We start from the raw sequence: 23,399 nt of genomic DNA, 5'->3' as shown, positions 1-23,399 counted from the left end.
GTTAGATGAGCGAATACTCTGTTTTCACCTCCGAATCCGTCTCCGAAGGCCATCCGGACAAGATCGCGGACCAGATTTCCGATGCGGTGCTCGACGCCATCATCGCCAAGGACAAATACGCCCGCGTGGCCTGCGAGACCCTGGTGAAGACCGGTGTCGCGATCATCGCCGGTGAAGTCACCACCTCCGCCTGGGTCGACCTGGAAGAGCTGGTGCGCAAGGTCATCATCGACATCGGCTACAACAGCTCCGACGTCGGCTTCGACGGCGCCACCTGCGGCGTGCTGAACATCATCGGCAAGCAGTCGGTGGACATCAACCAGGGCGTCGACCGCGCCAAGCCGGAAGACCAGGGCGCCGGCGACCAGGGCCTGATGTTCGGCTACGCCAGCAACGAAACCGACGTGCTGATGCCGGCGCCGATCTGCTTCTCCCACCGCCTGGTGGAGCGCCAGGCCGAAGCACGCAAATCCGGCCTGCTGCCGTGGCTGCGCCCGGACGCCAAGTCCCAGGTCACCTGCCGCTACGAAAACGGCAAGGTGGTCGGCATCGACGCCATCGTCCTGTCCACCCAGCACAACCCGGAAGTCAGCTACAAGGACCTGCGCGAAGGCGTGATGGAGCTGATCATCAAGCAGGTGCTGCCGGCCGAACTGCTGCACAAGGACACCCAGTTCCACATCAACCCGACCGGCAACTTCGTGATCGGCGGCCCGGTGGGCGACTGCGGCCTGACCGGCCGCAAGATCATCGTCGACTCCTACGGCGGCATGGCCCGCCACGGCGGCGGCGCGTTCTCCGGCAAGGACCCGTCCAAGGTCGACCGTTCCGCGGCCTACGCCGGCCGCTACGTGGCCAAGAACATCGTGGCCGCGGGCCTCGCCGAGCGTTGCGAGATCCAGGTGTCCTACGCCATCGGCGTGGCCCAGCCGACCTCCATCTCGATCAACACCTTCGGCACCGGCAAGATCGGCGACGACAAGATCATCCAGCTGGTCCGCGAGCACTTCGACCTGCGCCCGTACGCGATCACCAAGATGCTCGACCTGCTGCACCCGATGTACCAGCCGACCGCGGCCTATGGCCACTTCGGCCGCAACCCGTTCGAAATGACCTACGACGGCGACACCTTCACCGCCTTCACCTGGGAGCGCACCGACAAGGCTGCCGCCCTGCGTGACGCCGCCGGTCTGTAAGACCGCCAGCGAGAAAAAGCCCCGCCTCGGCGGGGCTTTTTCGTTTCGGCAGCCAACGCATGCGTAAGAGCGAGGGGGACGCCGAGTTCTTGCCCGCGAACAGCCCGAGCGACGGCATTGGGCGGTTCGCGAGCAAGCTCGCTCCTACAATCACCGGCGTCCGACACCACACAACGAAACCTCCTTCCTGTCCCTCGGCATCGACCTCCGTGCCGCACTTCTAGGCTGCCCCGCACATCACCGTGCCGAGGCCCGCCATGCCCCCTCTCATTCTCGTCCTGCTGCTTTGCCTGGCCTTCACCGCACAGGCCTGCCCCGACTGGCCAGCGGAACAAGCGACCCGACAGATCGACGGCCTGCGCGGGCAGCTGCAGCAGTGGGATGACGCCTACCATCGGGACGGCCACTCCCCCGTCGCCGACGAACTCTACGACCAGGCGCGCGAACGGCTGCGGCAATGGCAGGCGTGCTTCCCCCTCGTCGCAGCCGGGCCCGAGACGCCGCTGGCCAGCAGCGCGGGCGACGTCCGCCACCCGGTGGCCCACACCGGCCTCGACAAGCTGGCCGATGCCAAGGCAGTGAGCGACTGGCTGGCGCATCGTCGCGATCTCTGGGTGCAACCCAAGGTCGACGGCGTGGCAGTCACGCTGGTCTACCGCGATGGACGCTTTACCCAGGCCATCAGCCGCGGCGACGGTACCGCCGGGCAGGACTGGACCGCCAACGCGCAACGGATTGCCGCCATTCCCAAGCAGCTACCTGGCGAGCGCGGCCGCCTGGTACTGCAGGGCGAGCTGTACTGGCGCCTGCCGCAGCACGTGCAGGCCCGCCAAGGCGGTGCGGGCGCGCGCGGCAAGGTCGCCGGGCTGATGGCACGCAAGACGCTGGGCGACGAAGGTGCCCAGATCGGCCTGTTCGTCTGGGAGCTGCCGGATGGCCCGCTGGAGATGCCGCAGCGCCTCGCCTGCCTGCGCCAGCTCGGCTTTGCCGACAGCGCCGAGTTGACCGAAGCGGTCGCCGGCCAGGCGGACATCGGGGCCTGGCGCGATCGATGGTTTCACCACCCCCTGCCCTTCGCCAGCGACGGCATCGTCATTCGCCAGGGTCGTCGGCCACCGGGCAAGGCCTGGAGTGCCCAGGCGCCAGGCTGGGCGGTGGCCTGGAAATATCCGCACCAGCAGGCATTGGCCGAGGTCCGGCGCGTGGAGTTCAAGGTCGGGCGCAGCGGCCGGGTCACGCCCGTGCTGCATCTCGCACCCGTGGAGCTGGATGGGCGCACCATCCAGCGCGTCGGCGCCGGTTCGCTCAAGCGTTGGCGCAGCCTCGACGTTCGCCCCGGCGACCAGGTCGCCATCGCCCTCGCCGGGCTGACCATCCCACGGCTGGACGGCGTGGTCTGGCGCTCGCCGACGCGTGCGGAGGTATCGGCGCCGCTTGACGGCCAATACGACGCCCTCTCCTGCTGGCGCCCCACCGCGGGCTGCGAGGAGCAATTCCTCGCGCGCCTGGAGTGGCTGGGCGGCAAGAACGGGTTGGGGCTGTCCGGCGTCGGCCCGGGCACCTGGCGCCGCCTGCACGACGCCGGGCTGCTTCAGGGCCTGCTCGATTGGATGACCCTGACACCCGAGCGGTTGGCGCAGGTTTCAGGCCTTGGCGAGCGCAGCGCCGCCATGCTGAACCAACAATTCCTGCTGGCCCGCCAACGCTCGTTCGCAACCTGGCTGCGCGCCCTGGGAGCGCCCTTCCCCGCCGCCCACCCGGCGGGTGAAGACTGGTCGGCCCTCGCCGCTCGCAGCACCGCGCAATGGCAGGAGCTGCCCGGCATCGGCACGGTACGCGCTGCGCAGCTGCAAGCCTTCTTCAACGCGCCGGAGGTCGTGCACCTGCGTGAGCAGTTGCACGACCTCGGCATCAGCGGTTTCTGAGCGCCTCAGCGCATCTGGAAGGCTTCCTGGTGGAAGCGCCCGCTCGGCATGCCCAGGCGACGCAGGTCACGGCGCAGCAGCTCGGCCAGCGCCTGTGGGCCACAGAACCAGACACTCGGCCAACGCCCCTGCCCACCGGGCTGCAACCCCAGGTCGGCGGCCTGCAGGTAGCCTTCGCTCTCGCTGTAATGCACGCGCAGATCGATGCGCGGCAGGTCAGTACACAGCTCGCGCAGGCGACCGGCGTAGATGGCGTCGGACGGGGAGCGCACGCAGTACAGCAGCGTGACTTCCGGGCAGTCCTGCGGCCGTCCCTGCAGTGACTCGAGCCAGGCCAGGAACGGCGTGATGCCGATGCCGCCAGCGATCCACACCTGACGCTCGCCCTTGTCGCGGCGGAAGTCGAAGCGGCCGTACGGCCCTTCCACCTTCACCGGATCACCGACCTTCAGGCTGTCCTGCAGGCGTTGGGTGTAGTCCCCCAGCGCCTTGATGCTGAAGCGCACCTCGCCGTTGCCCTGGTCGCCGCTGGAGATGGTGAAGGGATGCTGGCCCTCCAGGCGATTGCAGGTGAGGAAGGCGAACTGCCCGGCGCGGTGCTGCCAGCGGCCCTGGAGTTTGCAGGTGACTTCCAGCATGCGCTCGCCGGGGCGCTCGACCGCCACCACGATACCTTCATGGGTGCGCCGGCGGCCGATCTGCCCGGTCAACGACCAGAGCGCGCACAGGCTGCCCACCAGCGCGCAGAAGGCGACCAGCCAGCCGATGGGCTGCGTCCAGTAGCCTGCCGGCGCCAGCACCACGGCGTGGAAAGCGAGCACCAGATAGACCACCGCGAGGGTTTTGTGAACGTAGCGCCACAGGTGGTACGGGAAACGTTGCCAGAGGGTAATGACCAGCATCGCCCCCAGCAGCCAGGCCGACCACTCGCCCAGCTCCTTGGCCGAGCCGCGGAATACGTCGAGGAAGGTCTCCACCCGCGGCCCCTTGACGGGTCTGCCGATGAATCTGGCGAGCAGCGGCCCGCCCAATTCCAGCAGGTAGTGCAGCAGACCCAGCACGATGGCCAGGATGCCGGCCCACTTGTGCGCGCGGTACATGCGATCGAGGCCGTCGAGGGGCTTTTCCAGCCACACAGGGCGCACCGCCAGCAGCATGATCAGCGACATCAGCGCAAAGGACGCGACACCGGTGAAGAGAATGGCCTGCTTGCGCACGACCCAGATGTCCAGCGCGGCCGGTGGGTCGATCCACAGGGCCAGGCCAAAGCTGGCGGCCACGGCCAACAATACGATCCAGATGATTTTCATGAGTCCTCCCAAGGGCGCCAACACGGCGGCCCAGGTGGAAGCTGGCGGGTTCTTCTGAATTATCCCTTAATTTAGAAGGGTCTTTAGACGCAGAGCCGCGATGCCATGACTCATGTCAAAGGCCGCGTCCTTCGCTATGCTCGGCACATTCCTAGATACCAGTTGTTTGCCATGCGTCTGCGAGTCCTGTCCGATCTTCACCACGAACATTTCCCCAATGGCCACCGCATGCTTCCTACTGCCGAAGCGGACGTCGTGGTACTGGCGGGAGACATCCATGAGCACCTACAGGGGCTGCACTGGGCGCGTGAGGAATTCCCCGACAGTGAAATCATCTACGTCGCCGGCAACCATGAGTTCTATCACTCCGACCTGCCCGAACTGGTCCAGGCCATGCGCAACCTGGCCCGGGCGCTGAACATCCACTTCCTCGAACAGGATGCGGTGGTCGTGGGGAACGTTCGCTTCCTGGGCGCGACGTTGTGGACGGATTTCCAGCTCTACGGCGACCGCGCATCAGCGCTCGCCTACGAGCAGGCAGACCTGCTGATGCCGGAATTCAGCTCGGTGGATTACTTCGGCCAACCCTTCACGCCGGCCAAGAGCCGTGAACTGTGCCATGCCAGCTGCGAATGGCTGGCAGCCGAACTGGCCCAACCCTTCGCCGGCCCCACCGTGGTGGTGACCCACCACGCGCCCAGCCCCCGCTCGATTCCCGCGGATTACGTCGGCGACGCCCTGTCGCCCGCCTTCGCGTCGAACCTCGACGGCCTGGCTGAACGCTGCGACCTGTGGATCCACGGACATGTGCATGCGTGCCTCGACTACCGCATCGGCGCCGCACGCATCGTCGCCAACCCCGGCGGCTATCCCGGCGAGGACAACGGCTTCGATCCCTGCCGGGTCATCGATCTCTAGCGTGCCAGCCCAAGTCCGTTCGGCGACAGCTCACTGAAGAAACGCCAGATTTCCGCGGGCCCATCCAGCTCCGGGTCGACCCGGCCCAGCAGCCGCGGCGGCCGGTATAGCGGCTGCGGCAGCAGATGCCCACCCCCGAACACCGTTACCAGCTCCACTGGCGGCCGGCCCTCGGCAGTCCAGCGCTGCCGCTGCGTCCACACCGGGCCCGGCTGGGTCAGCTTGTCCACCTGCGGCTCGCCGCCCTGGCCATTGCGCCGAGCCAGGGCGAGGGCGGATTCCTCGGCCGACAGGACATTGCCGCGATCCCCCAGGCCGAACAGGGTGACCCGGCCGCCGGCGTAAGGATTGATCGGGTCGCGGGTGCCGTTCATCAACAGCGCGGCCATGGGGCGGTCGGCAGGAAGGCAGGCGTCGTTGTCGGCGGCGGGCAGGCTGGCAGCCACCGCGGCAATGCCATTGACCTTGTCCGGCGCTTCGGCGGCCAGGCGCAGGGCCATCTGCCCGCCATTGGAGTAGCCCGTGGCGAAGACCCGCGCAGGGTCAACGCCGCGCTCGCGCTGCAGGCGTTCGATCATCTGCGAGAGGAAGCCGACGTCGTCGATGTTCAGCCGCCGTGCGCTGTAGGCGGCCACCCGCCGGCAATCGTTCCAGTGTCCCTCGAAACCATCGGGGTACAGCACCAGGAACCCGTCGCGGTCGGCCAGGGCATCGAAACGGTAGCCGCTGTCGCGGCGCATGCGCTCGCCGTTGCTCTGCGAACTGTGCAGGACCACCAGCAGCGCCGGGTGCTCGGCCAGTTTCCGCGGTACGTAGAGCACATAGCTGCGTCGCCGCTCGCCCTGGCGCACCGAGGCATCCTCGCTGCTGCCGCTCAGTTGAGGCCGTTGCGTCAACTCGCCGGGCACGTACCACCAGGCGCCCGCCATCAGCGCCAGCACCAACAGTGCGATGAGTGTCTGCACGATCCGCATCGCCAGCCGCATACCGCCACTCCTTGCCCGCCCGGCGGGCCTTGCGAGTCCGGCCTGATCCCGAGGCATTTGTCCCAGGGCAGCCTCTGCCTTGCCCTTCCATGGCACACTCTAGCCGTTGACTCCAACGTCATAGTGTTTGGTAACCAAGGATTCTGAAAATGTTCCGAAGCTCTGCCCTGATGGCCGCCGTTCTCGCCCTCGGCTGCGCAAGCCCATTGCTCGCTGCCGAGGCCGCCAAGCCACCGCTGACCGGCTGCGCCGCCAAGCGTGCGGCGCTCGAAAACCAGCTGGAGCAGGCCAAGGCCCAGGGCAACGGCAACCGCGTCGCCGGGCTGCAGACCGCACTGGAAAAGGTAAAGACCTACTGCACCGACGCCGGTCTGGCGCAGGAACGCAAGCAGAACGTGCTGGATGCCGAGAAGGAAGTCGCCCAGCGCGAGCAGGACCTGCGCAAGGCGATGAACAAGGGCGACGCCGCGAAGATCGAGAAGCGCAAGGACAAGCTGGCCGAGGCCCGCGCCGAGCTGGAGCAGGCCAAGCGCGAGCTGGAGGAGTAAGGCCGCGCCCTGGAGCCGCCTCTGTGGGGCCGCGCTGTCTGTAGGAGCGCGCTTGCTCGCAAAGCGCGTCGCAGCACACCTCTACAGGACAGCACGGGCCGCCAGCGCGCTTAATCCGACGGCCTGATCGCGAGCAAGCTCGCTCCTACGAAAAGCAGCGGCGCAGAAGGTCTGGCGTCAGAGCGCGCGGAATTTCTTGTGGCACGCTTCGCAGGCGTCTTCCACCGCGGCGAAGTCCTTGCGCACGCCCTCGGGCGTCGGCGTGGCGTTGCGGGTGTTCTCGCCCAGCGCGCGGACGGCCTGTTCGAAGGTCTTGGCATCGGCCTGGAACTCCAGCTGGCGCTGCCAGATTTCCGCCTTGGCGCGGGTGTCGTCGCTTTCCACCTGCTCGGCCGGCGGCTGGGTGCTGGGGAAGTATTGCCAGGGCTTGTCGGCCAGCTCACCGAGCTTGCTGGAGCCGGCACGGAACTTCTCCCCATCGAAGGGGATACGGCCACGCAGCATGCCGCCCATGTCCTCGCTGGTCTTGAGCATCTCCTTGAACACCGCCTGGCGCTTGTACTCCGGCGAGTTGGGGTCCTGGCGATGGCAGCCGGCGAGCGCCGTGCCGGCAAGCAGCAGAACGAGCAGGGTCTTCAACTTCATAGGGAAACTCATGTAGGACAGGCGGACACGGAAGCGCCGGATTATCCGCCCCGATTTCCGAATGTTCCAGATCACCCTCCAGAAGCTGCGGCTATCCGCCGCAGCCGCGCACGTTTCGTTCAGCCGGCGTTCAGGCCCGTATACCGTCAGGCCGACACCACGAAGATCGCGATGATCAGGCCCATGCCGAGGAACCAGACCAGCGAGCGCAGCAGCGCCAGGTCGGCGATGTAGAAGATCAGGTAGAGCAGGCGGCTGGTGACCCAGGCGATCGCCAGGCGGTCGATGGTGGCGGGTTCGGCGTTGTTGACCACGTAGGCGATGATCACCGCGGCAGCGAAGGCCGGCGTCACCTCGAAGCTGTTCATCTGGAAGGCATTGGCGCGCTTGCGGTAGCCCTCCAGGGTGGCGAGGAAGGTGCGCGGGTCATGGTTCTGCCGCGGGCCGAAGCCGCCGCCGGTGAACTTGGCGATGCTGGTGCCCACGTAGGGCAGGAAGATCGCGATCAGGACGCACCAGAAGGCAATGGGCATGGCGATACTCTCGTCGAGGGGAAAGCGCGCAGCTTAGGCCATTGATGCAGGCTGGGTCCTTGACCGGCCTGGCACCCCGGCACGTAGCGCGAGCCAATTCTCAGAGCTTCATCACCAGCATGCCCGCCAGCACCAGGCTGCACGCCGCCAGTCGCGGCAGGCCGAAAGGCTCCTTGAGGAAGCGCATGCCCAGCAGCACCACCAGCAGCACGCTGGTCTCGCGCAGGGCGGCGGCCTCGGCGATGGAACCCAGCTGCATGGCCCAGAGCACCAGCCCATAGCTGAGCAGCACGCAGAAGCCCACGCTCAGGCCGAGCTTCCAGTCGTTGATCCAGAATTTCGCGAAGGCCCGGGTGCGCCCCACCAGTGCGACCAGCGGGAACGGCAGGCCGGACAGCAGCGACAGCCAGACCAGGTAGTCCAGCGGCCGAGGCCAGAGCTTCAGCGCGTTGCCGTCGGTCCAGGTGTAGCTGCCGATGCACAGGCCCATCAGCAGCACGGTGGGATAGGCGATCCACGGCAGCGTCGAGCCGCCGCCCCCCTTGAGCAGGAACAGCATGCCGAGGGGGATCAGCAGGATGCCGAGGATCTGCTTGTCGCTCAGGTGCTCGCCGCCGAAGGTCAGGGTCAGCGCCAGCACCACCAGCGGCGACAGCCCCCGCATCAGCGGGTAGACCAACCCCAGGTCGCCGACCTTGTACGCCTGGATCAGCAGCACCCGGTAGACCAGTTGCAGGGCGACGGCGGTCAGCAGCCAGGGCCAGACCGCGGCCGGCGGCACCTCGATCCACGGCAGCAGGAGCAGCGCGGCGGCCAGGCCGACCACGTCCATGCAGGCCACCACCAGCAGGCGGTCGTTGCTGAACTTGACGAGGGTGTTCCAGGTGGCGTGCAGCAGGGCGGCGAGCAGCACCAAGGTGGTGGCGAGCACGAAGACGAACTCCTGGTATAGACCAGCCTGATTCTACCCCGAGCCACCCTGTCGCCGGCAAGCACGGGGTATTTCGGACATTTCCATCTGACTCCTCAGCGGTAACTGGCCTAGACTGGGCATTTTCGCCAGCACGAGCACCTGCCATGCCCCGCTTGATCAAGTTCCTCACCGGTTACATCCTCGTCACCCTGCTCTCCGGCTGCGGCTACAACGCCATGCAGGCCGGCGACGAACAGGTGAAGGCCGCCTGGTCGGAGGTCCTCAACCAGTACCAGCGCCGCGCGGACCTGATCCCCAACCTGGTGGGTGCCGTGAAGGGCTACGCCGCCCATGAGGCCAGCGTCCTGACCCAGGTGACCGAGGCGCGCGCCAAGGTCGGCAGCACCACGATCAATGCCGACCAACTGGACGACCCGGAAGCGGTCAAGCGCTTCCAGCAGGCCCAGGGCCAGCTCAGTTCGGCGTTGTCGCGCCTGATGGTGGTGTCGGAGAACTACCCGCAACTCAAGGCAGACGCCCTGTTCCAGAACCTGCAGACCCAGCTGGAAGGCACCGAGAACCGCATCACCGTTGCCCGTGGCCGCTACGTGAAGGCCGTGCAGGAATACAACGTGATGATTCGCCAGTTCCCGCAGGTGATCACCGCGAAGATCTTCGGCTACAAGCCCAAGGCCAACTTCAGCGTGGAGAACGAAGCGGCCATCTCCACCGCGCCGAAGGTGGACTTCGGCACCCCGCCGGCGCAACCCGCGCAATGACCTTGCCGCGCTGGCTGCTGGCCGCCCTGCTGCTGTGCTGGGCGGCCTTGCTGCAGGCGGCGCCGGTCGCCATCCCGCCGCTCAGCGCCCGCGTCACCGACCTCACCCAGACCCTCGACACCGCCCAGCGCGTGCAGCTGGAAAGCCAGCTCGCCGCCCTCGAACAGCGCAAGGGCGCGCAACTGGCCGTGCTGCTGATTCCCACCACCGGCGAGGACAGCATCGAAGCCTACGCGGTGCGCGCCTTCGAGCAGTGGAAGCTGGGCCGCAAGGGCGTGGATGACGGCGTGCTGCTGGTGGTCGCCAAGAACGACCGCACGCTGCGCATCGAGGTCGGCTACGGCCTGGAAGGCACCATCACCGACGTGCAGGCCGGGCAGATCATCCGGGAACAGATCGTCCCGCACTTCAAGAGCGGCGACTTCGCTGGCGGCGTCCAGGCCGGCGTGGACAGCCTGATCGCGCTGATCGAACCGCCTGCCGTAGCGCCCGCCCCGGACAGTGCCGACGACGAGCTTCCACGGACCGGACCGGCCGAGCATTACAGCGACGCCTATTCCAACCACAACGCCAGCGCCGCCGCGGACATCCCGCCGGCGCGCCTGCTCGGCCTGCTCGCCCTGCTGGTGGGGGTGCCCCTGCTGTGCCTGCTGTTCCCGGTGCAGTGGCTGCGCCAGCGCAGCATGGGCCGCTACCTGCTGTGCAGTGCACTGGTCGGCAGCGCGGCCTCGGCCGTGCTGCTGTTCAGCGAAGCCAATCCGGCCGCCTTGCAGCAGCAGATGATAGGTTCCTTCTCGATCCCGCTGGTGCTGTACATTTTCTTCCTGCCACCGATGTGGCTGACCTCGGGCGTACTGCAGCTGCTGTGGATGATCCTCAGCTCGATCGGCCGAGGCGGCCGGGGTGGCGGCGGTGGAGGCGGCGGCGGTGGCTTCCGTGGCGGCGGCGGCTCCAGCGGCGGTGGCGGTGCCTCGGGCCGCTGGTAACCTGCCCTACAGGGCGGAAACGCCCTGTTCTTCCTCGCGGATCGAACGCAGCACCTGGCGCTGCAGGTCGATGAACTCGGCGCTGGCGGCCATGTCCTCGTGGCGTGGGCGACCGAGCTTCACGTCGAAGGTGGTCTTGATCCGCCCCGGCCCCAGGCCCATCACCACGATGCGGTCGGACAGGTACACCGCCTCTTCCACGTCGTGGGTGACGAACATCACCGTCAGCCGGTGGGTTTCCCAGATGCGCGTGAGCAACTCCTGCATCTGGTGGCGGGTCATGGCGTCCAGCGCGCCGAAGGGCTCGTCCATCAGCAGGATCTTCGGCCGATAGGACAGCGCACGGGCAATCGCCACGCGCTGCTTCATGCCGCCGGACAGCTCGTTCGGATAGGCCTCGGCGAACTTCGTCAGCTTCACCAGGGCCAGGTGCTCGTCGGCGATCTCGCGGCACTGCGCGCGGGGCAGGCCGGCCGCCTTGAGGGCGAACTCGACGTTCTGCCGCGCGGTGAGCCAGGGCAGCAGGGTGTAGGACTGGAACACCACGCCACGGTCCAGCCCAGGCCCGCTGATAGGCACGCCATCCACCTTCACGCTGCCGCTGTCGAAGTCCTCGAGACCCGCGGCGATGGACAGCAGCGTGCTCTTGCCACAGCCCGAAGTGCCGACGATGGAGACGAACTCGTTGTCCGCCAGGGTCAGGTCGATATGGCGCAGCACCTCGCGGCGCGACTGGCCGACGGCAAAGCTCTTGTTCAGGCCGGAGATTTCCAGGGTCGCCATCAGCTGCGCCTCCGGTTGTAGCGGAACAGGACCTTCTCGCCGGCGCGCATGGCCTGGTCGGTGACCAGCCCGAGGAAGCCCAGCAGGAGGATGTAGCCGATGATGGTGTCGGTCTGGAAGAAGCGCTGGGACACCGTGATGCGGTAGCCCAGGCCGGAGGTGGCGGCCACCAGTTCGGCCAGCACCAGCCAGGTCCAGGCCCAGCCGAGGCTGATCCGCAGGGCATCCCAGATGTCCGGCAACGCGCTGGGCAGGACGATCTTCAGGAGAATGCGGCGATCCGGCATGCCCAGGGTGCGGCCGAGGCCGACGAAGTCCGCCGGCACGCGCTTGATGGCATCCATCACCATCAGCACCTGCTGGAAAAAGGTGCCGATCCAGATGATGAGGAATTTCTGGAAGTCACTGGTACCGGCCCAGAGGATGGTCAGCGGGACGAAGGCGACCACCGGCATGTAGCGCACGAAGTCCACCAGCGGTTCGCTGGCGGCCTTCCAGAAGCCATAGCAGCCGGCAAACACGCCGATCACGATGGACATCGCCGAGGACACCACGAAGGCCACGGCAATGCGGTACACGCTGACCTTCAGGTCCGCCCACAGGGTGCCGTCGGCGGCCAGCTTGAGCATGCGCGCCCAGACGTCGCCGGGCGCCGGCAGGAAGATCTTCGGCACCGCGCCGCTGGCGCCAGCCAGCCACCAGAGCAGCGCCAGCAGGACGAACACGGCGCCGCCGATGAGCAGGAAATGACGCTGTGCGATCGGCTTGCCAATCGTGAACAGCGGGTGGGATTTACGGGCTTTCATGTGCGGCTCGTCGAACGGAGGAAACGCGCGCCGGCCCCGGGGCTGGCGCGCGCAGTGCTTCAGAGGATCAGAGCGCCTCGACGAAACGCGCGTCGATGGCCTGCGCCGGAGTGACCGGCTGCTGCAGGATGCCGGCTTCGCTGGCGGCCTTCTGGATGTGCTCGAAGGAGCCTTTCTGGAAGGCGCCCTTCAACTCGGCCTGGTTCTCCTTCACCGAGTAGAAGTGCACGCCGTCAAAGGCGCTGGTCAGCTCGGCCTCGTCGGCGCCCACGCCCTTGGCGATGGCGGCGCGGCCTTCGGCCTTCTGCTCGTTGAAGTGTTTCAGGCCGGCTTCCCAGCTCTTGATCAGCGCCAGCACCTGGCCGGGACGCTCCTTCAAGACTTCGTCGCGGACCACGAACACGTCGCTGATGATGCCCGGGTCATCCGAGCCCTTGTACAGCAGGTTGACCTTGGGGTTCTGCTGCTTGGCGGCGGACAGGTACGGCTCATAGGTCACGGCGGCGGGCACTTGCCCTGCGATCAGCGCGCTGCCGGCGTTGGCGGCGGGCATCGGCACCGGCTGCACGTCGGCGAGGGTCAGGCCGGCCTTGCGCAGGGCGCTGTGCAGGAGGATGTCGCTGGTGGTGCCTTCCTCGTAGGCGACCTGCTTGCCCTTGAGATCGGTCAGGGTCTTGATCGACGGATCGACGATCAGCGCGTCGGCGCTGGTGCTCTGGTCCAGCAGCAGGACGATCTTCACCGGCAGGCCGGCGGCGACCATGGCCATGGCGGTGTGGGTGGCGAGGTTGCCGCCGTCGATCTGGCCGCTGGCCAGGGCGGCGTTCATGTCCTTGTCTTCGGTGAAGTTGACCAGTTCGACCTGCTCCAGGCCGTTGGCCTTGAAGGCGCCGGCCTGTTCGGCGACGTACCACTGGCCATAGCCCAGCCAGGGCTGCATGCCCATCTTGAAGGTGCCGGCTTCGGGCTTGGTGTCGGCCTTGATCGCGGCGGCGTGCGCGGCGCCGGCCAGCAGCAGGCTGGCGCAGGTGGCCACGGCCAGTTGGCGCAGTGCGGAGGCGAAGGTGGTGTGCATGGTCTCTCCCCGGTCGTTGTTGTGCAGACACATTCTAGGAAACGAGTGCTGCTGGAGCGGCGGGGAGCTCGCGTCGGCCCATGCCCGCCGTGGGCGGGCAAAGGCTCACATTCAATCGACGCAAATGCAAAGGTTTTCGCCGCGGTTCGGCTTGGCTCCGGGCACGCTGGCAATCACCGGTGGGCGTCAGCCATCACGGCTGGGGAATGGCGTCGTCCTTGAACTGGTCCTTGATGTAGAGGATCTCGGTGCGGCCGTGGGGCGCCGGCTGGCCGTCCGGGCCGATGTTGACGAAGACCATCTTGTCGACCGTGAGGATGCTCTTGCGGGTGATCTTGTTGCGCACTTCGCAGGTCAGGGTGATCGAGGTGCGGCCGAACTCGGTGGCGGTGATGCCCAGCTCGATGATGTCGCCCTGGCGCGCGGAGCTGACGAAGTTGATCTCGGAAATGAACTTGGTGACCACGCGCTGATTGCCCAGTTGGACGATGGCGTAGATCGCCGCTTCTTCGTCGATCCATTTCAGAAGGCTGCCGCCGAACAGGGTGCCGTTCGGGTTGAGGTCTTCAGGCTTGACCCATTTGCGGGTGTGGAAATTCATGGAAGCTCCTTCTTGGGAGGGGTGCGCCTCGTGAGCGCGATGACGGGGAAAGCCCCGCCGGCTATGCAAGTCTGGCCCTGGTTGGCGACCGGCAGCTTGCCGTAGCTCAGTGCCTGTTCCAACGCAGTCATGCCGGCGCGCAGCCGATGTTCAGCCGAGGCCGGCTTCGGCGCGGTACCGCGCCGCCTCGTCGACCAGCCAGTCGCGGAACGCGCCCAGAGTGGCCGACTCCACCTTGCGTTCGGGAATCATCAGGTAATAGGCATTTTCGCTCAAATAGGCATGTTGCATCGGCACGATCAGCCGGCCATCGGCCAGTTCCTGCTGGATCAGCATCGGCGGAATCAGCGCCACGCCCATGCCATGCATGGCCGCCTGGGCGAGCATGGAAAACAGCTCGTAGCGGGTGCCGCTCATGTCGTGGGCGACGCTCATGCCCAGCGAGCCGAACCACTGGCGCCAGGCGTAGGGCCGGGTGGTCTGCTGCATCAGCGGCAGTTCGGCGATCTGCGCCGCGGACAGTTCCCTGCGCCCGCCCAGCAGCTCCGGGCTGCACACCGGCACCGGGTTCTCGTGCATGAGGAAGTTGGCCACCGTACCGGACCACACCCCGTCGCCAAAATACAGCGCGGCATCGAACTCGGTGTCGGCGAAGAGGAAGGGCCGGGTGCGGTTGGTCAGGTTGACCGTGACTTCCGGGTGCAGGCGCTTGAAGTCCTTGAGCCGGGGCAGCAGCCACTGGGTGGCGAAGGTCGGCACCACCGCCAGCTCCAGCGTACCGCCACCCTGCTGGCCCATCACCGCCAGGGTGTCGCGCTCCACGGCGTCCAGGCGCTGGGCGACGCGGCGGCTGTAGTTGAGCCCCGCCTCGGTCAGTTTCACCCCGCGTCGCGAGCGACGAAACAGCTCGACGCCAAGGAACTCCTCCAGCGTGGCGATCTGCCGGCAGATGGCGCTCTGGGTCAGCGACAGCTCATCGGCGGCCTTGGTGAAGCTCTCGTGGCGGGCGGCGGATTCGAAGGCGACCAGCGCCGCGGTGGTCGGTATCTTGCGTCGCATCGAATGCCTCTTCGGAATATCGTGATGCACAGGAGTCGCCAAGAACGCCTTGATTAAAGGCTTACTGGCGCTCACAGCGGAAACCAGGCAATTACGGAGTGAGAAAATAGCACAACAGCGTGCGAATTAGTCGGTTGCCCGGCTTCCCGACGGCTGACTAGGATGGCCCACACCTGGCCCGCCTAGACTTGTCGGGTCCTTACATTGTCTGTTCGAGGTTTCCATGGCCACCAAAGCAAGCTTCAACTGGGAAGATCCGCTGCTGCTGGATCAGCAACTCACCGAAGAAGAGCGCATGGTGCGCGACAGCGCCCACCAGTTCGCCCAGGACAAGCTGGCCCCGCGCGTGCTGGAAGCCTTCCGCCACGAGCAGACCGACCCTGCGATCTTCCGCGAGATGGGCGAAACCGGCCTGCTCGGCGCGACCATTCCCGAACAATACGGCGGCAGCGGCCTGAACTACGTGTGCTACGGCCTGATCGCCCGTGAAGTCGAGCGCATCGACTCCGGCTACCGCTCGATGATGAGCGTGCAGTCTTCCCTGGTGATGGTGCCGATCAACGAATTCGGCAACGAAGCCACCAAGCAGAAATACCTGCCGAAACTGGCCAGCGGCGAATACATCGGCTGCTTCGGCCTGACCGAGCCGGACCACGGCTCCGACCCGGGCTCGATGATCACCCGCGCGAAGAAAGTCGACGGCGGCTACCGCCTGACCGGCGCCAAGATGTGGATCACCAACAGCCCGATTGCCGACGTCTTCGTGGTCTGGGCCAAGGATGACGAAGGCCAGATCCGTGGCTTCGTCCTGGAGAAAGGCTGGGAAGGACTGTCCGCCCCGGCGATCCACGGCAAGGTCGGCCTGCGCGCCTCGATCACCGGCGAGATCGTGATGAACAACGTGTTCGTCCCCGAGGAAAACGCCTTCCCCGACGTGCGCGGCCTGCGCGGCCCGTTCACCTGCCTGAACTCCGCCCGCTACGGCATCTCCTGGGGTGCCCTGGGCGCCGCCGAAGCCTGCTGGCACACCGCCCGCCAGTACACCCTGGACCGCAAGCAGTTCGGCCGCCCGCTGGCCGCCAACCAGCTGATCCAGAAGAAGCTGGCCGACATGCAGACCGAGATCACCCTCGCCCTGCAGGGCTGCCTGCGCCTGGGCCGGATGAAGGACGAAGGCACCGCCGCGGTGGAAATCACCTCGATCATGAAGCGCAACAGCTGCGGCAAGGCCCTGGACATCGCCCGCATGGCCCGCGACATGCTCGGCGGCAACGGCATCTCCGACGAGTTCGGCGTGGCCCGTCACCTGGTCAACCTGGAAGTGGTGAACACCTACGAAGGCACCCACGACGTCCACGCGCTGATCCTCGGCCGCGCCCAGACCGGCATCCAGGCGTTCTTCTAAGCGCCTCGCGCCGGCCGGCTTCTTCAGAGCCGGGCCGGCGCCCGTTTTACCTCTCGCCCGAGAGGCCCCGGGGAGGACCGTGGCGTCCCCGCACTGCGCCCTCCCCGCCCCTATTCCCGTTGCAGGTGATTCCATGTCCGGCGCCCTTTCGCACATCCGTGTCCTCGACCTCTCCCGCGTTCTCGCCGGCCCCTGGGCCGGGCAGATCCTCGCCGACCTCGGTGCGGAAGTGATCAAGATCGAGCGTCCCGGCAGCGGCGACGACACCCGCGCCTGGGGCCCGCCGTTCCTCAAGGACGCCGAAGGCCGCGACACCAGCGAAGCGGCGTATTACCTGTCGGCGAACCGCAACAAGAAATCCCTGACCATCGACTTCACCCAGCCCGAAGGCCAGCGCCTGGTACGCGAACTCGCCGCCCAGTCGGACATCGTGCTGGAGAACTTCAAGGTCGGCGGGCTCAAGGCCTATGGCCTGGACTACGAGTCGCTCAAGGCGCTCAACCCGAAGCTGATCTACTGTTCGATCACCGGCTTCGGCCAGTTCGGCCCCTACGCCAAGCGCGCCGGCTACGACTTCATGATCCAGGGCCTGGGCGGCCTGATGAGCCTGACCGGCCGCTCCGACGCCGAGGAAGGTGCCGGCCCGGTGAAGGTCGGCGTGGCGCTGACCGACATCCTCACCGGCCTGTACTCGTCCACCGCGATCCTCGCCGCCCTCGCCCACCGCGACGTCAGCGGCATCGGCCAGCACATCGACATGGCGCTGCTGGACGTGCAGGTCGCCTGCCTGGCCAACCAGACCCTGAACTACCTGACCACCGGCAAGCCCCCGCGCCGCCTGGGTAACGCGCACCCGAATATCGTGCCGTACCAGGACTTCCCCACCGCCGATGGCGACTTCATCCTCACGGTTGGCAACGACGGCCAGTTCCGCAAGTTCGCCGAGGTGGCGGGCCACCCGGAATGGGCCACCGACGAGCGCTTCGCCACCAACCAGGCGCGCGTGGCGCACCGCGAGGTGCTGATCCCGCTGATCCGCCAGGCCACCGTGATGCGCACCACCGCCGAGTGGATCGCCGTGCTCGAACAGGCCAGCGTGCCCTGCGGTCCGATCAACGACCTGGCGCAGGTGTTCGCCGACCCGCAGGTGATCGCCCGCGGCCTGCGCGTGGACCTGCCGCACCCGCTGGCCGGCAGCGTGCCGCAGGTGGCCAGCCCGATCCGCCTGTCCGAGACCCCGGTGCAATACCGCAACGCACCGCCAACCCTCGGCCAGCACACCCACGAGATCCTCGAAGGCGTGCTCGGCCTGGACGAAGCGGCGATCGGCAAGCTGCGCGAGAGCGGCGTGATCTGACTCTCACCGTCTTGCGATGAACCGCCCGTAGGGCGAATAACGCTCCAGGCGTTATCCGCCGCCCGTCGACTCCGAAGCTCGGAACGGCGGATGAAGCGTGCCGCTTCATCCGCCCTACGACCGATATTCGGCGCCCGCCCGTGCGGGCGCCCAACGATCCCCGCACGACGCCCGCGCCAGGGTTTTCACGGCCCCTGGCGCGGGCGCGACGGGGAGCCTGGGCGCGACCGATTGCGCGAACGCGACCAAAAGCCTTTGGCTTGTCCGGCGCCATGGCTATAATCCGCAGGCTTCACTAACGACCGGCACAGCCCGGTCGTTCCCGCCACCCGTCCGAGGGGCGCTGCAGCAGGTCGATTCGCTTCGGCTTGTCAGGCTCGGATGGGGCGCGTCACGGTCGGCATCGCCGATCGCCAAACGCATCAACGGCGCCCATTCGCAGACAACGAATGGAGAGTTACAGCATGAGCGCTGTCATGACGCCTGCCGGTTTCACCGACTACAAAGTCGCCGACATTTCCCTGGCCGCCTGGGGCCGCCGCGAGCTGATCATCGCCGAGTCCGAAATGCCGGCACTGATGGGCCTGCGCCGCAAGTACGCCGCCAGTCAGCCGCTGAAAGGCGCGAAGATCCTCGGCTGCATCCACATGACCATCCAGACCGGCGTCCTCATCGAGACGCTGACCGCGCTGGGCGCGGAAGTCCGCTGGTCGTCCTGCAACATCTTCTCCACCCAGGACCAGGCCGCAGCCGCCATCGCCGCCGCCGGCATCCCGGTATTCGCCTGGAAGGGCGAAACCGAGCAGGAATACGAGTGGTGCATCGAGCAGACCATCCTCAAGGACGGCAAGCCGTGGGACGCCAACATGGTGCTGGACGACGGCGGTGACCTGACCGAGATCCTGCACAAGAAATACCCGCAGATGCTCGAGCGCATCCACGGCATCACCGAAGAGACCACCACCGGTGTGCACCGCCTGCTCGACATGCTCAAGGCCGGCACCCTGAAAGTCCCCGCGATCAACGTCAACGACGCGGTCACCAAGAGCAAGAACGACAACAAGTACGGCTGCCGCCACAGCCTGAACGACGCCATCAAGCGCGGCACCGACCACCTGCTGTCGGGCAAGCAGGCCCTGGTGATCGGCTACGGCGACGTGGGCAAGGGCTCCGCCCAGTCCCTGCGCCAGGAAGGCATGATCGTGAAGGTTTCCGAGATCGACCCTATCTGCGCCATGCAGGCCTGCATGGACGGCTTCGAGCTGGTCTCCCCGTACAAGAACGGCCTGAACGACGGCACCGAAGCCTGCGTTGACGCCGCTCTGCTGGGCAAGATCGACCTGATCGTCACCACCACCGGCAACGTCAACGTCTGCGACGCCGGCATGCTGAAAGCGCTGAAGAAGCGCGCCGTGGTGTGCAACATCGGTCACTTCGACAACGAGATCGACACCGCCTTCATGCGCAAGAACTGGGCCTGGGAAGAGGTCAAGCCGCAGGTGCACAAGATCCACCGCACCGGCGCTGGCGCCTTCGACCCGGCCAACGACGACTACCTGATCCTGCTGGCCGAAGGTCGCCTGGTGAACCTGGGCAATGCCACCGGCCACCCGAGCCGCATCATGGACGGCTCCTTCGCCAACCAGGTGCTGGCGCAGATCTTCCTGTTCGAGCAGAAGTACGCTGACCTCTCCGCGCAGAAGAAAGCCGAGCGTCTGACCGTCGAAGTACTGCCCAAGAAGCTGGACGAAGAAGTGGCCCTGGAGATGGTCAAGGGCTTCGGTGGCGTCGTCACCCGCCTGACCCCGAAACAGGCCGACTACATCGGCGTGACCGTGGAAGGCCCGTTCAAGCCGGACACCTACCGCTACTGATGCGCCGGAGGGCAGACGAGCAATCGTCTGCCCTCTTTGCCATCTGGAACACGACCGCATGAACCTGCCGGACAGCTACAACCAGGCCTGGCTCTTCGCCGCCGGCGCTCACGCCGGGCAGACGCTGACCGCCTCGACGCTGCCCTATGCCGTGCACCTGGCGATGGTCGCCAACGAAGTCATGGCGGCCGACCGCGAAGCGCCTGTCGAGCGCCTGGCGGAGACCGTCCAGATCGCCCTGCTGCACGACGTGCTCGAAGACACCGCGGTGCCCTTCGAGGAACTGCAGGCGCGTTTCGGCGAGTTCGTCGCCGATGGCGCCCGGCACCTGAGCAAGGTGCTGAATGGCCAGAAGCTGTCGTTGGACACCCAAAGGCTGGCGACCGGCGCGCCGCAGTATGCGATCGTCAAGCTGTGCGACCGGATCACCAACCTGCAGCCGCCACCCTCGACCTGGGCGCGGAGCAAGATCGCCGACTACCACGTGGAGTCGCAGTGCATTCTGGATGCCCTCGGCGATGTCCACGGGCCCAGCGCCGAGCGACTGCGTGCGAAGATAGACAACTACCGCCGTTACTTCTGAAGTCGACGGCACATGCCGGCAGCCACGCCATGACGGGGCGCCGAAGGAACGACCATGAGTCAGAAAGAACGCCGTTTCAGCTTCGAGTTCTTCCCCGCCAAGACCGAAGCCGGCCATGAAAAACTGCTGGCCACCGCGCGCCAGCTGGCCGCGAAAAAACCCGACTTCTTCTCCTGCACCTACGGTGCCGGCGGCTCCACCCGCGACCGCACCCTGACCACCGTGCTGCAACTGGACGGCGAAGTGCAGGTGCCGACCGCGCCGCACCTGTCCTGTGTCGGCGACACCAAGGGCGAGCTGCGCGCGCTGCTGGCCCACTACAAGGACGCCGGCATTCGTCGTATCGTCGCCCTGCGCGGCGACCTGCCCTCGGGCATGGGTATGGCCAGCGGCGAGCTGCGCTACGCCAACGAACTGGTGGAATTCATCCGCGCCGAAACCGGCGACCACTTCCACATCGAAGTTGCCGCCTATCCGGAAGTTCACCCGCAGGCACGTAATTTCGAGGATGATCTGGCGAATTTCGTGCGCAAGGTCAAAGCCGGCGCCGACTCTGCCATCACACAATACTTCTTCAACGCCGACAGCTACTTCCATTTTGTCGAGCGAGCGGAGAAACTCGGTGTCAGCATTCCGGTCGTACCGGGTATCATGCCGATCACCAACTACACCAAACTGGCCCGCTTCTCCGACGCCTGTGGCGCGGAAATCCCCCGTTGGATTCGCAAGCAGCTGGAAGCCTACGGCGACGACATCGCCAGCATCCAGGCCTTTGGTGAGCAGGTCATCACCGACATGTGCGAACGTCTGCTCGAAGGCGGCGCACCCGGTCTGCATTTCTACACCCTGAACCAGGCTGAACCCAGCCTGGCGCTCTGGAACAACCTCAAGCTCCCCCGCTGAGGATCATTGCTCCGGGCTTACCGTCCGCGATCCCGGCCAGCGCAACGCCGGCGCATCGTGGACGGAGTGCTTCCAGCCAGCGGCTGAGCGCTCGCCCCGAGCTTGAAATCACGCGCCCTCGAGCCGGCAGGTCGCCGGCCTACAGGAACCCCGCATGTCCTTTTCTTCCCTCGGTCTCTCCGAGGCCCTGGCTGGCGCCGTTGAAGCCGCCGGCTACGCGCGCCCCACTCCCGTTCAGGAACGCGCCATCCCCGCCGTACTGCAAGGCCGCGACCTCATGGTTGCCGCCCAGACCGGCACCGGCAAGACCGGCGGCTTCGCCCTCCCGGTGCTCGAACGCCTGTTCCCCGAAGGCCACCCGGACCGCGAACACCGCCACGGCCCGCGCCAGGCCCGCGTCCTGGTCCTGACGCCGACCCGCGAGCTGGCTGCCCAGGTGCACGACAGCTTCAAGGTCTACGCCCGCGACCTGCCCCTGAAAAGCGCCTGCATCTTCGGCGGCGTCGGTATGAATCCGCAGGTCCAGGCCGTCTCCAAGGGCGTCGACGTGCTCGTCGCCTGCCCCGGTCGCCTGCTCGACCTGGTCGGCCAGGGCAGCATCGACCTGTCCCACGTGGAAATCCTCGTCCTCGACGAAGCCGACCGCATGCTCGACATGGGCTTCATCCACGACGTGAAGAAGGTTCTCGCCAAGCTGCCGCCCAAGCGTCAGAACCTGCTGTTCTCGGCGACCTTCTCCAAGGACATCGTCGACCTCGCCAACAAGCTCCTGCACAACCCGGAGCGCATCGAGGTCACCCCGCCGAACACCACCGTCGAGCGCATCGAGCAGCGCGTATTCCGCATCCCGGCGGTGCAGAAGCGCGCCCTGCTGGCTCACCTGGTGACCATGGGCGCCTGGGAGCAGGTGCTGGTGTTCACCCGCACCAAGCACGGCGCCAACCGCCTCGCCGAATACCTGACCAAGCACGGCCTGCCGGCCGCCGCGATCCACGGCAACAAGAGCCAGAACGCGCGCACCAAGGCCCTGGCCGACTTCAAGGCCAACGACGTTCGCATCCTGGTCGCCACCGACATCGCCGCCCGCGGCCTGGACATCGACCAGTTGCCCCATGTGGTGAACTACGAGCTGCCCAACGTCGAGGAAGATTACGTCCACCGTATCGGCCGTACCGGCCGCGCCGGCCGTACCGGTGAAGCCATCTCGCTGGTCGCGCCGGACGAGGACAAGCTGCTCAAGGCCATCGAGCGCCTGACCAAGCAGCGCATCCCCGATGGCGACATGCAAGGCTTCGACCCCGACGCCGTGCTGCCGGAAGTCCAGCAGCCCGAGCCGAAGGAAGCCCCCCAGCGCCAGCCGCGCAAGGACAAGGCCAAGCGCGGCGAGCGCAAGGACCGCAACAAGGACAAGCCGCAGCAGGCCCAGGCCGAAGCGCAGCAGCACCCTGCCGCTTCCGACGCCGCCGAAGGCGCCGAGGGCGACAAGCCCGCCGGCAAGCGCCGCCGTCGTGGCGGTCGCGGCAAGAAGAAAGGCGATGGCCAGGGCGGTGACGCCCAGCCCAACTCCAACGCCAATGCCCAACCGCGTCAGCCCCGTGAGCCGCGCCAGCCCCGCCAGGAGCAGCAGGCCAAGCCGGCCCGCGCGCCGAAAGTCGATGGCAACCGCGATCCGGAAGAATTCCTCGACGACGATTTCGACAACTTCGGCAACCGCGCCGACTATGTCAGCCCATTCCCGGACAAGGACCAGCAACGCGGCCAGCGCCGCCGTGGCGGTCAGGGTCAAGGCCAGAGTCAGGGCCAGGGCCAGCAGCGTCCCCGCGGCCAGGGCGGCCAGGGCGGCCAGGGCAGCGGTCAAGGCCGTGGCCAAGGTCAAGGTCAAGGTCAGGGCAAGGCCGCGCGCAAGCCTAACGGCACCGGCCGCAGCCAGGGCCAGGGCGGCAACGGCCAGGGCAAGCCCGGTCAGCGCAAGCGTGGCGGCAAGGCCCCGGCCTCGCGCATGAATGACGCTCCGCTGCGCGAACCGAGCGAGTACGGCGCCGCCAAGCCGACCCGCCAGCCGGTGGTGATCAACAAGCGCGACCTGGTCCGCTCCGACCGCTTCCCCACGCCGGAGCAGTTGGAAGAGCTGGAACCGCGCCGCAAGACCGAGCGTCCCGCGCTGCTGACCCGCAACCGCGACTGATGCTGCAGAAGAAACCGCCCTCCGGGGCG

At 66.9% G+C, this 23,399-nt stretch carries 22 protein-coding genes and 1 riboswitch; of the genes, 12 read left to right on the top strand and 10 right to left on the bottom strand.

Annotated features, from left to right (window positions below; all coding sequences use genetic code 11):
* Positions 1–5: 5 nt before the first annotated feature.
* Entirely contained in the window at positions 6–1,196 is a 1,191-nt protein-coding gene (gene metK, locus ACNFIA_RS11575) for a methionine adenosyltransferase (RefSeq protein WP_416784936.1), read from the top strand.
* Positions 1,197–1,453: 257 nt separating this feature from the next.
* Complete coding sequence (gene ligB / locus ACNFIA_RS11570; RefSeq protein WP_416784934.1) at positions 1,454–3,121, top strand: NAD-dependent DNA ligase LigB; 1,668 nt, start codon at positions 1,454–1,456, stop codon at positions 3,119–3,121.
* 5 nt (positions 3,122–3,126) lie between these two features.
* On the opposite strand, the gene ACNFIA_RS11565 is transcribed toward ligB, so the two are convergent.
* Positions 3,127–4,431 carry a ferric reductase-like transmembrane domain-containing protein gene (locus ACNFIA_RS11565; protein ID WP_416784932.1) on the bottom strand — a complete coding sequence of 435 codons (1,305 nt, stop codon included), beginning with the start codon at positions 4,429–4,431 and terminating at the stop codon, positions 3,127–3,129.
* 171 nt (positions 4,432–4,602) lie between these two features.
* Here ACNFIA_RS11565 and ACNFIA_RS11560 point away from each other — a divergent pair, with 171 nt between their 5' ends.
* Entirely contained in the window at positions 4,603–5,349 is a 747-nt protein-coding gene (locus tag ACNFIA_RS11560; protein WP_416784930.1) for a metallophosphoesterase, read from the top strand.
* On the opposite strand, the gene ACNFIA_RS11555 is transcribed toward ACNFIA_RS11560, so the two are convergent.
* Entirely contained in the window at positions 5,346–6,335 is a 990-nt protein-coding gene (locus ACNFIA_RS11555; protein ID WP_416784928.1) for an alpha/beta hydrolase family esterase, read from the bottom strand. The genes ACNFIA_RS11560 and ACNFIA_RS11555 overlap by 4 nt on opposite strands.
* A 149-nt stretch (positions 6,336–6,484) precedes the next feature.
* Here ACNFIA_RS11555 and ACNFIA_RS11550 point away from each other — a divergent pair, with 149 nt between their 5' ends.
* The gene (locus ACNFIA_RS11550) at positions 6,485–6,883 is read left to right on the top strand and encodes a DUF1090 domain-containing protein (protein ID WP_416784926.1); all 399 of its coding nucleotides are present in this window, start codon (positions 6,485–6,487) and stop codon (positions 6,881–6,883) included.
* Positions 6,884–7,060: 177 nt separating this feature from the next.
* On the opposite strand, the gene ACNFIA_RS11545 is transcribed toward ACNFIA_RS11550, so the two are convergent.
* From ACNFIA_RS11545 to ACNFIA_RS11535, 3 genes are all read right to left on the bottom strand, one after another.
* A complete protein-coding gene (locus ACNFIA_RS11545; protein WP_259757785.1) occupies positions 7,061–7,528 on the bottom strand; it encodes a c-type cytochrome in 468 nt (155 codons plus the stop codon).
* A gap of 146 nt (positions 7,529–7,674) precedes the next feature.
* On the bottom strand, positions 7,675–8,061 hold the full coding sequence (locus ACNFIA_RS11540; protein WP_259757786.1) for an MAPEG family protein: 387 nt from the start codon (positions 8,059–8,061) through the stop codon (positions 7,675–7,677).
* 100 nt (positions 8,062–8,161) lie between these two features.
* Positions 8,162–8,992, bottom strand: a complete 831-nt coding sequence (locus ACNFIA_RS11535) for an EamA family transporter (protein ID WP_416784924.1) — start codon at positions 8,990–8,992, stop codon at positions 8,162–8,164.
* A gap of 146 nt (positions 8,993–9,138) precedes the next feature.
* On the opposite strand from ACNFIA_RS11535, the gene ACNFIA_RS11530 reads away from it, so the two are divergent.
* Positions 9,139–9,753 (top strand): LemA family protein, encoded by a 615-nt coding sequence (locus tag ACNFIA_RS11530; protein ID WP_416784922.1) that lies wholly within the window; start codon positions 9,139–9,141, stop codon positions 9,751–9,753.
* Positions 9,750–10,739, top strand: a complete 990-nt coding sequence (locus tag ACNFIA_RS11525; protein WP_416784920.1) for a TPM domain-containing protein — start codon at positions 9,750–9,752, stop codon at positions 10,737–10,739. Before ACNFIA_RS11530 ends, ACNFIA_RS11525 begins: the two co-directional genes overlap by 4 nt.
* A gap of 6 nt (positions 10,740–10,745) precedes the next feature.
* Here ACNFIA_RS11525 and ACNFIA_RS11520 read toward each other — a convergent pair whose 3' ends face one another.
* The 5 genes from ACNFIA_RS11520 to gcvA form a co-directional block, all read right to left on the bottom strand.
* Complete coding sequence (locus ACNFIA_RS11520; RefSeq protein ID WP_416784918.1) at positions 10,746–11,522, bottom strand: ABC transporter ATP-binding protein; 777 nt, start codon at positions 11,520–11,522, stop codon at positions 10,746–10,748.
* A complete protein-coding gene (locus ACNFIA_RS11515; protein ID WP_416784916.1) occupies positions 11,522–12,328 on the bottom strand; it encodes an ABC transporter permease in 807 nt (268 codons plus the stop codon). Before ACNFIA_RS11515 ends, ACNFIA_RS11520 begins: the two co-directional genes overlap by 1 nt.
* Positions 12,329–12,395: 67 nt before the next feature.
* A complete protein-coding gene (locus tag ACNFIA_RS11510) occupies positions 12,396–13,403 on the bottom strand; it encodes an ABC transporter substrate-binding protein (protein WP_259757792.1) in 1,008 nt (335 codons plus the stop codon).
* A 193-nt stretch (positions 13,404–13,596) separates the two neighbouring features.
* Positions 13,597–14,004 carry an acyl-CoA thioesterase gene (locus ACNFIA_RS11505; RefSeq protein ID WP_311197209.1) on the bottom strand — a complete coding sequence of 136 codons (408 nt, stop codon included), beginning with the start codon at positions 14,002–14,004 and terminating at the stop codon, positions 13,597–13,599.
* A 150-nt stretch (positions 14,005–14,154) separates the two neighbouring features.
* Positions 14,155–15,063 carry a transcriptional regulator GcvA gene (gene gcvA / locus ACNFIA_RS11500; protein ID WP_138523587.1) on the bottom strand — a complete coding sequence of 303 codons (909 nt, stop codon included), beginning with the start codon at positions 15,061–15,063 and terminating at the stop codon, positions 14,155–14,157.
* 223 nt (positions 15,064–15,286) lie between these two features.
* On the opposite strand from gcvA, the gene ACNFIA_RS11495 reads away from it, so the two are divergent.
* The 6 genes from ACNFIA_RS11495 to ACNFIA_RS11470 all read left to right on the top strand — a co-directional run bounded on the left by ACNFIA_RS11495 (position 15,287) and on the right by ACNFIA_RS11470 (position 23,370).
* Positions 15,287–16,468 (top strand): acyl-CoA dehydrogenase, encoded by a 1,182-nt coding sequence (locus tag ACNFIA_RS11495; RefSeq protein ID WP_416784913.1) that lies wholly within the window; start codon positions 15,287–15,289, stop codon positions 16,466–16,468.
* A 133-nt stretch (positions 16,469–16,601) separates the two neighbouring features.
* Positions 16,602–17,825 carry a CaiB/BaiF CoA transferase family protein gene (locus tag ACNFIA_RS11490; RefSeq protein ID WP_416784911.1) on the top strand — a complete coding sequence of 408 codons (1,224 nt, stop codon included), beginning with the start codon at positions 16,602–16,604 and terminating at the stop codon, positions 17,823–17,825.
* A 329-nt stretch (positions 17,826–18,154) separates the two neighbouring features.
* A riboswitch (S-adenosyl-L-homocysteine riboswitch) is annotated at positions 18,155–18,266 on the top strand.
* 23 nt (positions 18,267–18,289) lie between these two features.
* Positions 18,290–19,699 (top strand): adenosylhomocysteinase, encoded by a 1,410-nt coding sequence (gene ahcY, locus ACNFIA_RS11485; protein ID WP_416784910.1) that lies wholly within the window; start codon positions 18,290–18,292, stop codon positions 19,697–19,699.
* 58 nt (positions 19,700–19,757) lie between these two features.
* Positions 19,758–20,282 carry an HD domain-containing protein gene (locus ACNFIA_RS11480; protein WP_416784908.1) on the top strand — a complete coding sequence of 175 codons (525 nt, stop codon included), beginning with the start codon at positions 19,758–19,760 and terminating at the stop codon, positions 20,280–20,282.
* Positions 20,283–20,336: 54 nt separating this feature from the next.
* Entirely contained in the window at positions 20,337–21,185 is an 849-nt protein-coding gene (gene metF / locus ACNFIA_RS11475; protein ID WP_259757802.1) for a methylenetetrahydrofolate reductase [NAD(P)H], read from the top strand.
* 154 nt (positions 21,186–21,339) lie between these two features.
* Entirely contained in the window at positions 21,340–23,370 is a 2,031-nt protein-coding gene (locus ACNFIA_RS11470; RefSeq protein ID WP_416784906.1) for a DEAD/DEAH box helicase, read from the top strand.
* Positions 23,371–23,399: the final 29 nt, after the last annotated feature.

Origin of the sequence: Pseudomonas sp. NY15437, assembly GCF_048068435.1 — a bacterium.
Lineage (GTDB): Bacteria > Pseudomonadota > Gammaproteobacteria > Pseudomonadales > Pseudomonadaceae > Pseudomonas > Pseudomonas nitroreducens_B.
The sequence above is the reverse complement of the archived record's forward strand: the minus strand, read 5'-3'. Positions and strand labels throughout refer to the sequence as shown.

Excerpts from the sequence above, each read along its gene's own strand:
- ACNFIA_RS11470 (WP_416784906.1), top strand. The coding sequence starts at position 21,340 with ATGTCCTTTTCTTCCCTCGGTCTCTCCGAGGCCCTGGCTGGCGCCGTT.
- ACNFIA_RS11495 (WP_416784913.1), top strand. The coding sequence starts at position 15,287 with ATGGCCACCAAAGCAAGCTTCAACTGGGAAGATCCGCTGCTGCTGGAT.
- ACNFIA_RS11490 (WP_416784911.1), top strand. The coding sequence starts at position 16,602 with ATGTCCGGCGCCCTTTCGCACATCCGTGTCCTCGACCTCTCCCGCGTT.
- ACNFIA_RS11540 (WP_259757786.1), bottom strand. The coding sequence starts at position 8,061 with ATGCCCATTGCCTTCTGGTGCGTCCTGATCGCGATCTTCCTGCCCTAC.
- metF (WP_259757802.1), top strand. The coding sequence starts at position 20,337 with ATGAGTCAGAAAGAACGCCGTTTCAGCTTCGAGTTCTTCCCCGCCAAG.
- ACNFIA_RS11565 (WP_416784932.1), bottom strand. The coding sequence starts at position 4,431 with ATGAAAATCATCTGGATCGTATTGTTGGCCGTGGCCGCCAGCTTTGGC.
- ACNFIA_RS11550 (WP_416784926.1), top strand. The coding sequence starts at position 6,485 with ATGTTCCGAAGCTCTGCCCTGATGGCCGCCGTTCTCGCCCTCGGCTGC.
- ACNFIA_RS11520 (WP_416784918.1), bottom strand. The coding sequence starts at position 11,522 with ATGGCGACCCTGGAAATCTCCGGCCTGAACAAGAGCTTTGCCGTCGGC.
- ahcY (WP_416784910.1), top strand. The coding sequence starts at position 18,290 with ATGAGCGCTGTCATGACGCCTGCCGGTTTCACCGACTACAAAGTCGCC.
- ACNFIA_RS11510 (WP_259757792.1), bottom strand. The coding sequence starts at position 13,403 with ATGCACACCACCTTCGCCTCCGCACTGCGCCAACTGGCCGTGGCCACC.
- ACNFIA_RS11515 (WP_416784916.1), bottom strand. The coding sequence starts at position 12,328 with ATGAAAGCCCGTAAATCCCACCCGCTGTTCACGATTGGCAAGCCGATC.
- ligB (WP_416784934.1), top strand. The coding sequence starts at position 1,454 with ATGCCCCCTCTCATTCTCGTCCTGCTGCTTTGCCTGGCCTTCACCGCA.
- ACNFIA_RS11530 (WP_416784922.1), top strand. The coding sequence starts at position 9,139 with ATGCCCCGCTTGATCAAGTTCCTCACCGGTTACATCCTCGTCACCCTG.
- ACNFIA_RS11560 (WP_416784930.1), top strand. The coding sequence starts at position 4,603 with ATGCGTCTGCGAGTCCTGTCCGATCTTCACCACGAACATTTCCCCAAT.
- gcvA (WP_138523587.1), bottom strand. The coding sequence starts at position 15,063 with ATGCGACGCAAGATACCGACCACCGCGGCGCTGGTCGCCTTCGAATCC.
- ACNFIA_RS11525 (WP_416784920.1), top strand. The coding sequence starts at position 9,750 with ATGACCTTGCCGCGCTGGCTGCTGGCCGCCCTGCTGCTGTGCTGGGCG.
- ACNFIA_RS11555 (WP_416784928.1), bottom strand. The coding sequence starts at position 6,335 with ATGCGGCTGGCGATGCGGATCGTGCAGACACTCATCGCACTGTTGGTG.
- ACNFIA_RS11545 (WP_259757785.1), bottom strand. The coding sequence starts at position 7,528 with ATGAAGTTGAAGACCCTGCTCGTTCTGCTGCTTGCCGGCACGGCGCTC.
- metK (WP_416784936.1), top strand. The coding sequence starts at position 6 with ATGAGCGAATACTCTGTTTTCACCTCCGAATCCGTCTCCGAAGGCCAT.
- ACNFIA_RS11480 (WP_416784908.1), top strand. The coding sequence starts at position 19,758 with ATGAACCTGCCGGACAGCTACAACCAGGCCTGGCTCTTCGCCGCCGGC.
- ACNFIA_RS11505 (WP_311197209.1), bottom strand. The coding sequence starts at position 14,004 with ATGAATTTCCACACCCGCAAATGGGTCAAGCCTGAAGACCTCAACCCG.